Below are 13,970 nucleotides of genomic sequence, written 5' to 3' on the forward strand. Positions count from 1 at the left end.
CCACCGCCCCGAACCCGCCCGACCGCGGACGGCCGCCGCCCCTTCACCGCCGAACGCGGACCCCCGCCGTCCCTTGGGTACCGAACGCGGACCCCCACCGCCCCACCGGCATCGATCACCCACGCCGACCGCTACAGCAGCACTGAGCGACTGGACATCCCAGCCCGCAACAACACCCGCACCCGAACACATCGGGAACCACTCCAAGACCGCAGAGCCCCACCGAGATCAAAATAGGCTGAGCGGCATGGGGGCGGTCTCGGCTGGTCCTGGGGGCCGTTAAGACGTGCTCAATACGGCAGCGAGGACCAGCCGGAAGCAACATGTGCGTCCCCGGAGCTTCGCGTGATGTTGTGGCGTGCCGTGTTCCAGCACCGCCCGACCGGACCGAATCGGACCGCTCAACGGGAGGAGCGGCCACCTGCCGGGACCGGGCACCCACCCTCGGGCTGCGACCAGCGCCAATGACAGTGACCGCAGAGCGCCAGGCCTGGGCGCCAGCCCCAACCAGCGACCACCGCGGCCAAGAGGCGAACCCGAGAAGTCACCGCGACCGACCGGGCGGTAGCACCTCGCTGACCACGAAACAGACCACCCACCGGCCCGCCGGCCACCGCTCACCGCCCACCGGTCCCACGGCCCACCGTCCTACCGCCCCCTGGCCCCCCTGGCCCCACCGGCCCACCGGCCCACCGGCCCACCGGCCCAGCAGCCCAGCAGCCCAGCAGCCCACCCTCCCAGGGGGAGCCCCCTCGGACAGTGTGGCGGGATTGGGTGGGCTTGGGTGGGCGGCCTGTGGACAACCCCGGACTGTGGAAGAGTCTCAGGCCGGCGGCAGCAGCAGCGCGACGCTCTCGATGTGCTGGGTCATCGGGAAGCAGTCGAAGGCGCGCAGTTCGGCCAGTTCCCAGCCGAGTGAGCGGAACGTCTTCACGTCCCGGGCCAGGGCGGCCGGGTCGCAGGCCACGTAGACGACCGCGCGGGGGCTCGCCGCCACGATGCCGCGGACCACGGCGGCGCCGGCTCCGGCACGGGGCGGGTCGAGCACGATCAGGTCGACCGGGCCGGTGAGCCGGCGCCGGGCCAGGGCGGTCTCCACCTTGGCCGAGATCACCTCGACCTGCGGCAGGTCGCTCAGGTTCGCCCGGGCCGCGGTGACGCCGAGCGGCGACGATTCGACCACGACGGTACGGGCGCCGGTCCGTTCCGCGACCGCGGCGGCGAACAGGCCCGCGCCGCCGTACAGGTCCCAGGCGGTCTCGCCCTCGGCGGGGCGCAGCATCGACAGCACCGTGGCGGTCAGTGTCGCGGCGGCCTCCGGGTGCACCTGCCAGAACCCTTCCGGCGCGATCTCCCAGGACCGGTCCCCGACGGTCTCGGTGACCCGCTCCGGCCCGCTGATCCGGACCAGCCCGGCGCCGCCCGGCGCCTCGGTCGGATCATCACCCGAGGAGCCCGAGGAGCCCGAAGAACTCGAAGAACTCGAAGAACCGGAAGAACCCGAGGAACCCGAGGAACCGGAGGAACCTGAAGAAACGGAAGAGCTCGAAGAACCGGAAGAGCCCGACGACCCGGCCGGGCGTTCCAGGACGACCACCTGGTCCGGGACCGAGGTGGACGCGATCACGTGCAGGGCGTTGGTCGCCGGCCACGACCGCTCGAGCAGGTCGAGCTGCTGGATCGCCGGGTGCGCGATCAGGCAGCGGTCGACCGGCACCACCTGGTGCGAGCGGTGCTGGAGCAGGCCGGGACGGTCGGCGGCGTCCACCGCGTACCGGACCCGGGTCCGCCAGCCCAGCGGGGAACCGAGCGGCTCCACCCGTACAAAAATCTTGTCCTGGTCCTCGGGCGTCAGCCCGGCCATCCGGCCGAGTTGTTCCCGGACCACCTGCGTCTTCCACCGGAGTTGGGCGTCGGCCGAGACGTGCTGCAGGTCGCAGCCGCCGCAACCACCCGGGTGGGCGAATCGGCAGGGCGCCTCGACCCGGTCCGGCGAGGCCTCGTGGATCTCCACGGCGTCCGCGCGCAGGTAGCCGCGGTGCCGTTCGGTGATCTCCGCGGTGACCCGTTCGCCGGGCAGCGCGTGCCGGACGAAGATCACCCGGCCGCCCGGGCCGCCGAACCGGGCCACGCAGTGCCCGCCGTGCGCGGGCGCGCCGACGGTCAGTTCGATCCGGTCGCCCTCGACCAGGTCTTCATCCGGAGTGGTCACTTCTGGTCAGCACCGATCTGGTCGTGGTCGTCGGGAGGTGTCGGTTCGGGGTGGAAGCGCGGGCCGCGGGCCGGTGCCCGGCTGAGTCCGCGGTCCAGCCGCTCCAGGTCCCGGTCCTGGCTGGAACGCAGCTGCCAGGGCACGCTGGTGACCATCACACCCGGTTCGAAGAGCAGCCGGCCCTTGATCCGCAGCGCGCTCTGGTTGTGCAGCAGATTCTCCCACCAGCGGCCGACCACGTACTCCGGTACGAAGACGGTGACCACGTCGCGCGGCGAGGCGCGGCGCACCCCCTTCACGAAGTCGATGATCGGCTTGGTGATCTCCCGGTACGGCGAGTCCACCACGGTCAGCGAGACCGACAGCTCGCGGCGCTCCCACTCGGCCTGGATGTTGCGGGTGTCCTTGTCGTCGACGTTCACGGTGACCGCGGTGATGGTGTCCGGCCGGGTCGCCTGTGCGTAGGCGACGGCGCGCAGGGTCGGCTGGTGCACCTTGCTGACCAGGATCACCGCGTGGTTCCGGGACGGCAGCACCGGCCGTTCCTCGGTGGGCTGCAGCTCCTCGGCCACCCGCGTGTAGTGCTTGTGGATGGCCAGCATGAGCGCGTAGAAGACGATCATCGCGGCGATGGCGATCCACGCGCCGAGGAGGAACTTCGTTATCAGTACGACGATCAGCACCGCGCCGGTCAGACCCATGCCGAACGTGTTGATCGCCCGGGAGCGGATCATCCGGCGCCGGCGTTCGGGGTCCCGTTGGATCTTCAACAGCCGGTTCCAGTGCCGGATCATGCCGCCCTGGGACAGCGTGAACGACACGAACACGCCCACGATGTAGAGCTGGATCAGCCGGGTGGTCTCCGCCTGGAACGCGATGATCAGCACGATCGCGGCGCCGGCCAGGAAGACGATGCCGTTGCTGAACGCCAGCCGGTCCCCGCGGGTGTGGAACTGCCGGGGCAGGTACCGGTCCTGCGCCAGGATCGAGCCGAGCACCGGGAAACCGTTGAACGCGGTGTTCGCGGCCAGGAACAGGATCAGCGCGGTGATCCCGCCGGTCAGCAGGAACATGAACGACCCGTCGCCGAACACGGTCTGCGCGAGCTGCGCGGTCACCGTCTTCTGCTCGTAGAACCCGGCGTTCGCGACGATCTGGGTGCCGGGGTCCTCGACGTACTGCAGGTGGGTCATCCGGGCCAGCAGCACGATCCCGGCGAGCATCACGATCGCCAGGCCGCCCAGCAGCATCAGCGTGGTCGCGGCGTTCTTGCTCTTCGGCGGCTTGAACGCGGGCACCCCGTTGGAGATCGCCTCCACACCGGTGAGCGCCGCGCAGCCCGACGAGAACGTCCGCAGCAGCAGGAAGACGAAGGCGAAGCTGGTGAGGTGGTGCTCCTCGGCGGTGATGGTCAGTCCGGCGCTGGGCGCGCGCAGGTCCTCGCCGAGGACGAAGATCCGGAACAGCCCGGTCGCGATCATCCCGAGGATGACCAGGATGAAAAGGTACGTCGGTACGGCGAACGCCACCCCCGCCTCGCGCAGCCCGCGCAGGTTGAGCGCGGTGAGCACGGCGACCGCGGCGATCGCGACGCCGACCTTGTTGTCACCCACCCAGGGAACGACCGAACCGAGGTTGTTCACCCCGGAGGAGACCGACACCGCGACGGTCAGGATGTAGTCCACCAGCAGCGCGCTGGCCACGCTGAGCCCGGCACGCGGACCGAGGTTGACCGTGGCCACCTCGTAGTCGCCGCCGCCGGACGGGTAGGCGTGCACGTTCTGCCGATAGCTGGCGACCACGGTCACCATCACCACCGCGACCGCGAGCGTCACCCAAGGAGAGATCGCGAAGGCGGCTGCCCCCGCGATGGAGAGGGTCAACAGGATCTCGTCGGGCGCGTACGCCACGCTGGAGAGTGCGTCGCTGGCGAACACCGGCAGAGCGATCCGCTTGGGCAACAGCGTGTGCTGAAGCTTGTCCGAGCGGAAAGGCCGGCCGAGGAGCAGCCGCTTGGCTAGGGAAGTGGTACTGGCCACGAGTGCCAAGGGTACGGCTGGACCCGATCCGGCGTAGCCCGCCCCGGACACCATGCGCCAGTGGGGCATGGGAGGCTCATTCCGGGACGGTCGGCGAAGCGGAAGGGCACAGCCGTGCACGTGGTGATCATGGGGTGTGGCCGGCTCGGCTCCACCCTGGCGCACAGCCTCGACACGCGCGGCCATCAGGTCGCCGTGATCGACCAGAACGCCGAGGCGTTCCGGCGGCTGAGCACGGACTTCGGCGGCGTCACGGTGACCGGCATCGGTTTCGACCGCGACGTGCTGCGGGCCGCCGGCATCGAACGCGCCGACGCCTTCGCGGCCGTCTCCAGCGGCGACAACTCCAACATCATCTCGGCCCGGCTGGCCCGCGAGACGTTCGGCGTCTCCCGCGTCGTGGCCAGAATCTACGACGCAAAAAGAGCCCAGGTGTACGAACGCCTCGGCATCCCCACCGTGGCGACGATCCGCTGGGCGGCCGACCGGATGTTCCGGCACCTGGTGCCCGAGGACCGCAACGAGGTGTTCCGCGATCCGACGAGCGTGGTCAGCATCGTCGAGGCGCCGGTGCACCGGGACTGGGTCGGCCGGACGGTGAAGAACCTCGAGGACGCGACCGGGGCCCGGGTGGCGTACCTGGTGCGCTTCGGGGTGGGCTCGCTCGCCCAGCCCTCCGGTGTGCTGCAGGACGGCGACCAGGTCTTCATGCTGGTCACCGACGAGACCGTGAACCGGGTTCTGGACATCGCCGGGCGCGCCGGCTATGAGGGGCACTGACATGCGCATCGCGATCGCGGGAGCCGGCAACGTGGGCCGGTCCATCGCTCAGGAACTGATCGGCAACGGTCACGAGGTGATGCTGATCGAGAAGCAGCCGCGTCAGCTCTGCCCGGAGCGGGTGCCGCAGGCGCAGTGGGTGCTCGCCGACGCCTGCGAGGTCAGCAGCCTGGAGGAGGCCGACGTCGCGTCCTGCGACGTGGTGGTCGCGGCGACCGGCGACGACAAGGCCAACCTGGTGATGTCGCTGCTGGCCAAGACCGAGTTCGCGGTCGGCCGGGTGGTGGCCCGGGTGAACCGGGCCGAGAACGAGTGGCTTTTCACCGAGCAGTGGGGCGTCGACGTCGCGGTCAGCAAGCCGCGCCTGATGGCCGCGCTGGTCGAGGAGGCGGTGACGGTCGGCGACCTGGTCCGGCTGATGACCTTCCGGCAGGGTGAGGCCAACCTCGTGGAGATCACCCTGCCGAAGAGCGCGCCCTACGAGGGCAAGCCGATCCGGGCGGTGCCGATGCCGCGGGACGCCGCGCTCGTCGCCATCCTGCGCGGCAAGCGGGTCGTGGTGCCGACGCCGGACGACACGCTGGAAGCCGGCGACGAGCTGATCTTCGTGTGCACCGCCGAGGTGGAGGACCAGATCCGCGCCGTGGTGCTGGGACACACCGCCGCCTAGGCGACCGGCTCCTCGGCCTTCTGCTGCTCCGTGGTGATCCGGTGGATCACCCAGGCGGTGAGCGCGAACGTACCGGCGTAGATCGGCCAGCTGATCAGGATCCGGGCGATGCCCAGCGCGTTCGCGTCGTCGATCGACCAGAGGTAGAACTGGATGCCGGCCCGGACCACCAGCGACGCCACCCAGAGCACGGTGAGCCATTGGAAGGCGCGGAACAGCCGGGAGTTGCCGAACCAGTCCTGCCGGCCCTTGTTGGCCATGATGCCCCAGGCGTACCCGATCAGCGGCTTGCGGACGAACACCGAGATCAGCAGCACCCCGGCCTGCCCGAAGGTGAGCAGGATGCCGGGCAGGAAGAAGTTCTTCGCGTCGCCGCTCTTCCAGGCGAAGTACGCACCGATGGCGATGCCGAACAACCCGTTCACCGCGTGCCGGACCGGCTGGCGGCGCGCCAGCCGGACCCCGCCGATGATCAGCGCCGAGCCGACCGAGCCGATGATCGCCCAGAGCAGCGCGGTGCGCTTCTCCAGGCCCAGCACCGAGTCGCCGAACACCACGTTGAGCACCACGAACGCGAGCACCGGGACGCTCGACTCGATCAGCCCGCGCACGCCGCCGAGCTGCTCGGCGATCTGCTCGCTCAGCGGCGGGAGCGCCTCGTCGTCATCAACCTTGTCGCCCGGCACCGGGTGCAGGTCGAGCTCCTCGACGATGTCCTCGGCGACCCGCTCCCCCACGGTCTCGTGTGCGGCGTGACGCGGCTCGCTGCCGGATGTCACCGGGGCGCCTCCAACTCGTAGTACGGGTTGTAGATGACCTTGCGGTCGTCCCGGATCGCGATCCGGCCGCGCGCGGTGAGCTGCCGGCCGGGCTCGATGCCGGCGATCGACCGGCGGCCCAGGAAGACCAGCGTCACCACGTCGCTGCCGTCCCAGAGGTCGGCCTCCAGGGTGGGCAGGTTGGTGCGAGGAGTGTACGCCACGGTGCGCAGTCGCCCGGACACCGAAACGACCTGACCGCGCTGGCACTCGCCAGCCGGCTTGGCCCCGCACTTCGCCACGTCTCGTTGCAATTCCTGCGCGTCCAGCTCGGAATCGGTCGCGGTCAACCGGTCCAGGAACCGGCGCAGGCCGGTGCGCTCTTCGGTGGTCATGGCACCGATGCCACCTCTCTAGACGACACCCTTGATCCCACCGTACGCCGATCGGCGATCAAACCTGCTGCGCGGGGTTCTGCTCGGCGTTCTGCTCGGCCATCTCGGCGGGCAGGCGCAGCGGCAGCGGCTCACGAACCGGACGCGGCTCCTCGTCGCGGACCACGACCATGCCCTCGAGCGCATCGCCGAGCACACCCTCCTTGGACCGGTCGGCGGCCGCGGCGCCCTGGAACAGCGCCCGGACCATCCAGCGCGGGCCGTCCACCCCGACGAACCGCACGTCGGCCGGGCCGTCCGGGGTGTTGACCCGGGCGATCAGCTCGATGCCGTACCGGCCGTCCACCTCACGGGCGTCGACGCCGTCGGCGGTCATCGCGGTGGCGATCTCCTCGCGCACCTCGCCCCAGATGCCCTCGGTCTTCGGCGCCGCGAACACCCCGATCTGCAGGGCACTCTCGCCGTCCACCAGGACGATCTGCTCGACCGCTCCATCCGGATTGGCCTGCACCCGCACCTCGACGCCCTCGATCGCCGGGATCTGCAGGCTGCCCAGGTCGAGGCGCTGCACGTCGTCGGGGGCGTGCTTGGCGTCCCACGGGCCGAACTCGGGCGCGGGAGCCCCCCCATCGGCCGCCAGACTCTTGGCGAGTGCCTTCGAGGGCGGCGCGTCGGCCGCGCGTACGTGCTTGGCGCCCTCGCGCTTACGGGAGAACATCACTGCCAGCCTTTCGATGCTCAGAGGGCCTGGTGGCCACCGGTCGAACCGTGCCCGCCCGCGCCCCGCGACGTGTCGTCGAGCGTGTCCACCTCGTGGAACACCGCCCGCTCCACCCGCTGGACGAGGAGTTGCGCGATCCGGTCGCCACGGGAGATCTTCACGGACTGTGCCCGATCATGATTGATCAGGTTGACGAGGATCTCGCCACGGTAACCGGCGTCGACCGTACCGGGCGCGTTGAGCACCGTCACCCCGAGGCGCGCGGCCAGTCCGGAACGCGGGTGGACCAGACCGACGAAGCCGTCCGGAATGGCGACCGCGAGACCGGTGCGGACCTTCACCCGGTCGCCCGGGGCGATCTCCACGTCCTCGGCCGCCACCAGGTCCGCGCCGGCGTCACCCGGGTGGGCGTAGGCCGGCAGGGGCAGGTCCTTCTCGATCCGTCGGACCTGGATGACTACGTCGGTCACGGTGCGCGTTCCTTCACGTCGGTACGGCTTCGGGCGGTGCCTACCCTGCCATCCTGCCGCGCCCCGCCACGGAGGCGCGCCGTACCCTTCGAGGGTGACACCCCAGACCCCGGCCCGCATCGCGGAGAGCCATCAGGAGCGCCTCGGTCTGCCGTGGTGGGCGTGGCCCGCCGGCCTGCTGGTCGGCGCCATCATCGCCACCGAGCTGTCCCTCGGCGTCCCCGGCATGTCCGGCTGGCTGCCGTACGCGGTGCTGCTCCCGCTCTCGGTGCTGCTGCTGGTGCCGCTGGGCCGGCTGCGCGTCGAGGTGCGCGACGGCGAGTTCCGGGTCGACGACGCGCGGCTGCCGCTCGGCGTGATCACCGACGTGGTGGCGCTGGACGCGGCCGGCAAGCGGGAGGCGCTGGGCGTCGGCGCACATCCGTACGCGTTCGTGGTCCAGCGCCCGTGGATCGGCACCGCCGTGCAGGTGCTGCTGGACGACCCGGCCGACCCGACGCCGTTCTGGGTGATCAGCACCCGGCGGCCGGTCGAGCTGGCCACCACGCTCGTCGCGCTCAGCCGCCGAGAGCGCGCCGGCCAGGACTCTTGAGGGCGCGCTTGCGCAGGTCGTCGCGGACCTTCTCGCCGACCGCGCGGGTGGCCCGCCGGTTCAGGTAACCGGCGACCGCGGCGCCGGTCAGCATCGGGCCCATCGAGGTGAGGTTGCGCCCGAAGCGGCGCAGCAGGGACTTCTGCAACTCGCCGCGCGCGGCGGTGCCCAGCACCCCGGCCACCCCGGTGCCGGGGATCAGCGGGTTGATGCCACGCTGGCCGGCCCACGCCTGGACCAGGGCGAGCGCGCGTTCGCTGCCGTTGCCGGTGACCGGGTCGCCGTACACCTCGTGCAGCTCGCCGATCAGCTTCATCTCGACCGCGACCACCGCGATGGTCTCCGCGGCGAGCAGCACCGGCGCGGTGAGCAGGGCGGGCGCCGCGACCCATTCGACGGCGGCGACCCCGCCGCCGGCCGCGCCCACGCCGGCCGTCGCCCGGGCGGCGTTGCGGATCAGGCGGTCCGCGAGGGCGTCATCGTCCATGTCCGGGAAATGCCGGAGCAGCGTCTCCCGGCTGCGCACCGGGATGTGCGGCGCCACGTCGGCGACCACGTCGGCCATCCAGCGCAGCGCGGCCCTGGGCTTGAACATCTGGCCCACGCCGCGACGGCGCACGTCACCCACCAGGCGGCCGAGCAGACGCCGACGGCCGGCCGGTTCCAGGTCGTCGGCGGTCAGGGCCGCGACAGTGCGGCCCATCTCCTCGTCGGCACGAGCCTCGGCCGGGGTCTCCAGCGGGTCGGCGCCGATCGCGGACGCGTCGGCGCCGGGGCCGGTGGCCTCGGATTCGGTGGCGCGCTCCGGTTGAGTCATCGTCGTCCTTCCCGTCGTCGTCGCCGGTACAGTGCCCGGTTCCGCCTCGGGGTCAAACCCGTTGTCAATCCTCGTGTGAGGCCCGGCGACCCTCGCCGGGTGTCAGCGCTCTGCGCGCGAGCACGCCGGTCAGGCGCACTCGCGGCAGATCAGTTCCCCGTTCCGCTCGGTCGCCAGCTGGCTGCGGTGGTGCACGAGGAAACAGCGGGAGCAGCGGAACTCGTCGGTCTGCATCGGCAGGACCTTGACGGTCAGCTCCTCGTCGGCGAGGTCGGCGCCGGGCAGCTCGAAGCTCTCCGCCACCTCGACCTCGTCGACGTCCACCGAACCGGACTGCGAGTCAGCACGACGGGACTTCAGCTCCTCGAGGCTGTCCTCGCCGAGGTCGACCTCATCGCGACGCGGGGCGTCGTAGTCGGTGGCCATCGGTTTTCACTCTCCTGTATCGATGTGTCACTTGGCGTTAGTAACGCCGATGACTTGGTTTCGGTTCCCGGTTCCGCCAGACGATTTCTGACACTCGTTCGGGCACCGAGGACGGGGCCCGGCGAGCGCGGAACCTTACCGCTGCTGCGGCAAAGTTGTACGCCCTCTGGCGGCACATTGTTCCCGATGTGACTGAGGCGACATCAAAGTAGGGGTATCAGCCTGAAGGATCACCGTCGGCACGCCGGAAGCATTCCCTGTTTCCGCGCGTCTGGCGGTCAGACGCTAACCTCTCGACAGGCCCGAGGACCTCACCGGGGCCTGTCGTCCGATCCTGGAGCCAACCCCATGAGCTTTGCGCGCGTCCGAGCGCTCGTCGTCGTCGGCGTGCTCGCCGTGGCGGCGATCGTCTTCGTCATCGTGGCGCTCGTCCGCGACAAGCAGGCCGACGTCGGGAACGGCGCGAACTGCCCGGACGGCGCACCGCTCGCGGACATGCAGCTCCCGGACGACCCCGCAGAGGTCACCCTCAAGGTCCTCAACGGCACCAACCGGGCCGGCCTGGCGGACGGTGTCTCCAACGAATTCAAGAACCGTCGCTTCACCATTCAGACCCCCGGTAAGAGCAAGACCAAGTTCAAAGGCGTCGCGGAGATCCGCTTCGGCCCGGACGCCGTCGGCAAGGCGCAGCTGGTGCAGGCGTACTTCCTGGCCCAGGCCGAGATGGAGTACAACGCCAAGCGTAAGGGTGCGGTCGTCGAAATCGTGATCGGCAGCCAATTCCAGCAGCTCGCGACGACCACCGAGGTGAACCAGTCGCTCGTCGAGATCGGCGAACCGGACCTGCCGGCCGGTGCCTGCGTCAAACCGATCACCAAGAAGCCCGAGGACGACTGAGCCGCCCGGCCCTACGGCCCGCCGGACGCGTCCAGCTCGGTCAGCAGCTCGTGCAGCGCCTCGAAGAGCGCCGGCGGGGCCAGTAGCACCATCTCCGGCCCGGCCGGCGCGCCGTTCAGGCCGGTGACGACCATCCCGGCCTCGGACGCGATCAGACCACCGGCTGCGTAATCCCACGGGTTGAGACCCTTCTCGAAGAACGCGTCCAGTCTGCCCTCCGCGGCCAGGCAGAGGTCCAAAGACGCCGCGCCCATCCGCCGGATGTCCCGCACACGGGTGATCATCTGGGCGAAGACCTGACCCTGGTGCGCCCGTCGGCGGGGGTCGTAGCCGAAGCCGGTGCCGATCAGCGCCTGACCCAGCACCGCCTCGGTGGAGCAGGACAGCCGGCGTCCGGCACGCCAGGCGCCGCCGCCGCGGGTCGCGGTCCACTCGTCACCGGTCGCGGCGTTGCGGACCACGCCGGCCACCACCTCGCCGTCCACTTCGGCGGCCAGCGAGACCGCGTACTGCGGCAGGCCGTAGAGGTAGTTGACGGTGCCGTCGATCGGGTCGACGATCCAGCGCACCGCGCCCGGCACCGCGGCCGCGTTGTCGCCGTACTCCTCGCCCAGCACCCCGTCGTCCGGCCGGACTGCCCGCAGCGCGTCGACGACCTGACGCTCCACCGCTTTGTCGGCTGCCGTCACCACGTCGGTGTCGGTACTCTTGGTCTGCACGTCCCCGATCGCCTCGTCGCGCATCCGGCGCGCGGTGGCCGCCGCCTCCCGCGCCACTCGAACGGCGATCTCCAGCAACTCGCCGGGCACCGGGCCCGGAGGAATCTCGCTCACGTATCGGTCCTTTCCGCCGATACGATTCTCGCCCGGAGCGTCTCTGACGAGGTCGTCGGCCCCCGGCGGCGTGCTGCGGGGGGAGGATCTCGGTGGACGGCGCTACAATTCACCCCTGCCCACGCTTCACGGACGCTCGCTGCGGGATGCTCCGTGACCCGGGGGCGCCCAAATCGACTCCGGCGAGACTCGCCCCCGCGTGCTGCGCTGGAACATGGCCGTGCCCAACCTCATCGCCTCCGGAAGGTCATTCGTGACAGAAGCAGCCCACCAGAACGGTGCCGACGTTCGCTCTCTCACCGAGGCGTTGATCACCCATGCTCAGGGTGCGGGCGGGCAGCTCACTTCGGCCCAGGTAGCGCATACGCTCGAGTCCGCCTCGGTGAACCCGGCACAGGCCAAGAAGATCCTGCGCGGCCTGGTGGACGCCGGCATCACCGTCGTCGTCGACGGCTCGGCCAGCACCCGCCGCAAGGTGTCCGCGGCCCGCTCCACCACCCCGGCCTCGCGGGCGACCACCGCCAAGACGGCGCCGGTCAAGAAGACGACGCCGGCGCCGAAGCAGCCCGGCCCGGCCGGCGACGGTTCCGCGCTCGCCAAGAAGGCCGCCGCGCCGGTGCGCAAGGCCGCGGTGCCCGCCAAGAAGGCGGTCGCCGGCAAGGCCGGTCCGGCCAAGGCCGCCAAGCCCGGTGAGGGTCCCGAGGGCGAAGAGATCGACCCCGAGGAACTCGCCGCCGGGATCGAGGACGTCGTCGTCGAGGAGGCACCGGCTCTGGTCGTGGCCGCCGCGACCGACGCCGCGAGCTCCGCCACCGAGGGCGACTTCGAGTGGGACGACGAGGAGTCCGAGGCCCTCAAGCAGGCCCGCCGCGACGCCGAGCTGACCGCATCGGCCGACTCGGTCCGCGCCTACCTCAAGCAGATCGGCAAGGTTCCGCTGCTCAACGCGGAGCAGGAGGTCGAGCTCGCCAAGCGGATCGAGGCCGGCCTCTACTCCGCCGAGCGGCTGCGCGCCGCCGAGGAGGGCGAGGAGGCGCTCGAGCGCAACTTCGAGCGCGACCTCAAGTGGATCAACAGGGACGGCGAGCGGGCGAAGAACCACCTGCTCGAGGCGAACCTGCGGCTGGTGGTCTCGCTGGCGAAGCGGTACACCGGTCGCGGCATGGCCTTCCTCGACCTGATCCAGGAGGGCAACCTCGGCCTGATCCGCGCGGTCGAGAAGTTCGACTACACCAAGGGCTACAAGTTCTCCACGTACGCCACCTGGTGGATCCGCCAGGCCATCACCCGCGCCATGGCCGACCAGGCCCGCACCATCCGCATCCCGGTGCACATGGTCGAGGTCATCAACAAGCTCGGCCGCATCCAGCGCGAGCTGCTCCAGGACCTGGGCCGTGAGCCCACCCCGGAGGAGCTGGCCAAGGAAATGGACATCACGCCGGAGAAGGTGCTGGAGATCCAGCAGTACGCGCGTGAGCCCATCTCGCTGGACCAGACGATCGGCGACGAGGGCGACAGCCAGCTCGGTGACTTCATCGAGGACTCCGAGGCGGTCGTCGCGGTCGACGCGGTCTCCTTCTCGCTGCTGCAGGACCAGCTCCAGCAGGTGCTGCAGACGCTCTCCGAGCGGGAGGCGGGCGTGGTCCGGCTGCGGTTCGGCCTGACCGACGGGCAGCCGCGCACCCTGGACGAGATCGGCCAGGTGTACGGCGTGACCCGCGAGCGGATCCGCCAGATCGAGTCCAAGACGATGTCGAAGCTGCGCCACCCGTCACGGTCGCAGGTTCTGCGCGACTACCTGGACTAAGTCGTTCAGTCAACATTACGTGTCCGTTTGGTCACCACCCGTACATCAACGGGTGGTGATCAGACCGTTGTGCAGAAGTGATCGTTGACGTGGCACCCTGGGATCACGGCACACTAGTCGGAACCGGTGTGACCTCGGTCCCCCCGGGGCACGTTGGGAAGGCTGCAACGGTGCAGGGTGTTGCACGATGTGTGAGCAGTAGCCGAGGAACATGTTCATCGGTGACGAACAGAGGAGGAAGGCGATGACCCCGACCCTCACGCCGCCGGCGGGAAGCCTGGCCGGCCTAGCAGCCGATGAACGGTGCGACCGCTGCAATGCAGCCGGGAAGCTCCGTTTGACTCTGGCAGGCGGTGGCGAGCTGGTGTTCTGTGGCCACCATGCCAACCGTTACGCCGAGGACCTGGTGAAGATCGCGGTGCAGTTCTCCGCCGATCCGGAATTCACCTGGCGCGGCGCCAACCTGATGTCGAACTCCAGCAACTAACAGCTAGCAGCGGTCCCCCACAACTGAAGACGACTGAAAGGGGCGCCTCCCACGAGGCGCCCCTTT

Annotated in this window: 15 protein-coding genes; 6 read left to right on the top strand and 9 right to left on the bottom strand. The window is 70.3% G+C overall.

The annotated features are described in order from the left end of the window. Positions 1 to 823: 823 nt before the first annotated feature. Together Apa02nite_RS08845 and Apa02nite_RS08850 are read right to left on the bottom strand one after the other, a co-directional pair. Positions 824 to 2,212 (bottom strand): class I SAM-dependent RNA methyltransferase, encoded by a 1,389-nt coding sequence (locus Apa02nite_RS08845; RefSeq protein ID WP_203824624.1) that lies wholly within the window; start codon positions 2,210 to 2,212, stop codon positions 824 to 826. Beyond that, positions 2,209 to 4,305 (bottom strand): APC family permease, encoded by a 2,097-nt coding sequence (locus Apa02nite_RS08850; RefSeq protein WP_203824693.1) that lies wholly within the window; start codon positions 4,303 to 4,305, stop codon positions 2,209 to 2,211. The genes Apa02nite_RS08845 and Apa02nite_RS08850 overlap by 4 nt, the downstream gene beginning before the upstream one ends. A gap of 60 nt (positions 4,306 to 4,365) precedes the next feature. Here Apa02nite_RS08850 and Apa02nite_RS08855 point away from each other — a divergent pair, with 60 nt between their 5' ends. Together Apa02nite_RS08855 and Apa02nite_RS08860 are read left to right on the top strand one after the other, a co-directional pair. Then, positions 4,366 to 5,031 carry a potassium channel family protein gene (locus Apa02nite_RS08855; protein ID WP_203824625.1) on the top strand — a complete coding sequence of 222 codons (666 nt, stop codon included), beginning with the start codon at positions 4,366 to 4,368 and terminating at the stop codon, positions 5,029 to 5,031. A 1-nt stretch (position 5,032) separates the two neighbouring features. Further along, complete coding sequence (locus Apa02nite_RS08860; protein ID WP_203824626.1) at positions 5,033 to 5,701, top strand: potassium channel family protein; 669 nt, start codon at positions 5,033 to 5,035, stop codon at positions 5,699 to 5,701. On the opposite strand, the gene Apa02nite_RS08865 is transcribed toward Apa02nite_RS08860, so the two are convergent. Genes Apa02nite_RS08865 through dut form a run of 4 tightly spaced genes read right to left on the bottom strand, consistent with a single transcriptional unit; the run spans position 5,698 to position 8,045 of the window. Continuing rightward, positions 5,698 to 6,480, bottom strand: coding sequence for a DUF3159 domain-containing protein (locus tag Apa02nite_RS08865; RefSeq protein WP_203824627.1), 783 nt, complete (start codon positions 6,478 to 6,480; stop codon positions 5,698 to 5,700). The genes Apa02nite_RS08860 and Apa02nite_RS08865 overlap by 4 nt on opposite strands. Then, positions 6,477 to 6,854 carry an OB-fold nucleic acid binding domain-containing protein gene (locus Apa02nite_RS08870; RefSeq protein WP_067689479.1) on the bottom strand — a complete coding sequence of 126 codons (378 nt, stop codon included), beginning with the start codon at positions 6,852 to 6,854 and terminating at the stop codon, positions 6,477 to 6,479. The genes Apa02nite_RS08865 and Apa02nite_RS08870 overlap by 4 nt, the downstream gene beginning before the upstream one ends. 58 nt (positions 6,855 to 6,912) lie before the next feature. After that, positions 6,913 to 7,572 carry a DUF3710 domain-containing protein gene (locus tag Apa02nite_RS08875; RefSeq protein ID WP_203824628.1) on the bottom strand — a complete coding sequence of 220 codons (660 nt, stop codon included), beginning with the start codon at positions 7,570 to 7,572 and terminating at the stop codon, positions 6,913 to 6,915. Between the two features lie 20 nt (positions 7,573 to 7,592). Further along, positions 7,593 to 8,045 carry a dUTP diphosphatase gene (gene dut / locus Apa02nite_RS08880; protein ID WP_067689473.1) on the bottom strand — a complete coding sequence of 151 codons (453 nt, stop codon included), beginning with the start codon at positions 8,043 to 8,045 and terminating at the stop codon, positions 7,593 to 7,595. A 94-nt stretch (positions 8,046 to 8,139) separates the two neighbouring features. On the opposite strand from dut, the gene Apa02nite_RS08885 reads away from it, so the two are divergent. Beyond that, positions 8,140 to 8,637, top strand: coding sequence for a DUF3093 domain-containing protein (locus tag Apa02nite_RS08885; protein ID WP_239164203.1), 498 nt, complete (start codon positions 8,140 to 8,142; stop codon positions 8,635 to 8,637). On the opposite strand, the gene Apa02nite_RS08890 is transcribed toward Apa02nite_RS08885, so the two are convergent. Together Apa02nite_RS08890 and Apa02nite_RS08895 are read right to left on the bottom strand one after the other, a co-directional pair. Continuing rightward, on the bottom strand, positions 8,603 to 9,454 hold the full coding sequence (locus Apa02nite_RS08890; protein ID WP_373872875.1) for a hypothetical protein: 852 nt from the start codon (positions 9,452 to 9,454) through the stop codon (positions 8,603 to 8,605). The two genes, Apa02nite_RS08885 and Apa02nite_RS08890, sit on opposite strands and share 35 nt — an antisense overlap. A gap of 129 nt (positions 9,455 to 9,583) precedes the next feature. Then, positions 9,584 to 9,880 carry a DUF4193 domain-containing protein gene (locus tag Apa02nite_RS08895; RefSeq protein ID WP_067689470.1) on the bottom strand — a complete coding sequence of 99 codons (297 nt, stop codon included), beginning with the start codon at positions 9,878 to 9,880 and terminating at the stop codon, positions 9,584 to 9,586. 348 nt (positions 9,881 to 10,228) lie between these two features. Between Apa02nite_RS08895 and Apa02nite_RS08900 the strand changes: the two genes are divergently transcribed. After that, positions 10,229 to 10,777 (top strand): LytR C-terminal domain-containing protein, encoded by a 549-nt coding sequence (locus Apa02nite_RS08900; RefSeq protein ID WP_067689468.1) that lies wholly within the window; start codon positions 10,229 to 10,231, stop codon positions 10,775 to 10,777. An 11-nt stretch (positions 10,778 to 10,788) separates the two neighbouring features. Here the strand turns inward: Apa02nite_RS08900 and Apa02nite_RS08905 are convergent, their stop codons facing one another. Next, positions 10,789 to 11,610, bottom strand: a complete 822-nt coding sequence (locus Apa02nite_RS08905) for an inositol monophosphatase family protein (RefSeq protein WP_203824630.1) — start codon at positions 11,608 to 11,610, stop codon at positions 10,789 to 10,791. A 253-nt stretch (positions 11,611 to 11,863) separates the two neighbouring features. Between Apa02nite_RS08905 and Apa02nite_RS08910 the strand changes: the two genes are divergently transcribed. Together Apa02nite_RS08910 and Apa02nite_RS08915 are read left to right on the top strand one after the other, a co-directional pair. Beyond that, positions 11,864 to 13,417: an RNA polymerase sigma factor gene (locus tag Apa02nite_RS08910; protein ID WP_203824631.1), complete on the top strand. Its 1,554-nt coding sequence runs from the start codon at positions 11,864 to 11,866 to the stop codon at positions 13,415 to 13,417. A gap of 244 nt (positions 13,418 to 13,661) precedes the next feature. Beyond that, entirely contained in the window at positions 13,662 to 13,904 is a 243-nt protein-coding gene (locus Apa02nite_RS08915) for a DUF7455 domain-containing protein (protein ID WP_067689806.1), read from the top strand. The last annotated feature ends 66 nt before the right edge of the window (positions 13,905 to 13,970 follow it).

Origin of the sequence: Actinoplanes palleronii (assembly GCF_016862315.1) — a bacterium.
Classification (GTDB): Bacteria; Actinomycetota; Actinomycetes; order Mycobacteriales; family Micromonosporaceae; genus Actinoplanes; species Actinoplanes palleronii.

Bases quoted from the DNA above. Each gene is read 5' to 3' on its own strand.
- Apa02nite_RS08850 (WP_203824693.1), bottom strand. From the start codon at position 4,305: ATGGTGTCCGGGGCGGGCTACGCCGGATCGGGTCCAGCCGTACCCTTG.
- Apa02nite_RS08860 (WP_203824626.1), top strand. From the start codon at position 5,033: ATGCGCATCGCGATCGCGGGAGCCGGCAACGTGGGCCGGTCCATCGCT.
- Apa02nite_RS08870 (WP_067689479.1), bottom strand. From the start codon at position 6,854: ATGACCACCGAAGAGCGCACCGGCCTGCGCCGGTTCCTGGACCGGTTG.
- Apa02nite_RS08875 (WP_203824628.1), bottom strand. From the start codon at position 7,572: ATGTTCTCCCGTAAGCGCGAGGGCGCCAAGCACGTACGCGCGGCCGAC.
- Apa02nite_RS08890 (WP_373872875.1), bottom strand. From the start codon at position 9,454: ATGACTCAACCGGAGCGCGCCACCGAATCCGAGGCCACCGGCCCCGGC.
- Apa02nite_RS08895 (WP_067689470.1), bottom strand. From the start codon at position 9,880: ATGGCCACCGACTACGACGCCCCGCGTCGCGATGAGGTCGACCTCGGC.
- Apa02nite_RS08900 (WP_067689468.1), top strand. From the start codon at position 10,229: ATGAGCTTTGCGCGCGTCCGAGCGCTCGTCGTCGTCGGCGTGCTCGCC.
- Apa02nite_RS08915 (WP_067689806.1), top strand. From the start codon at position 13,662: ATGACCCCGACCCTCACGCCGCCGGCGGGAAGCCTGGCCGGCCTAGCA.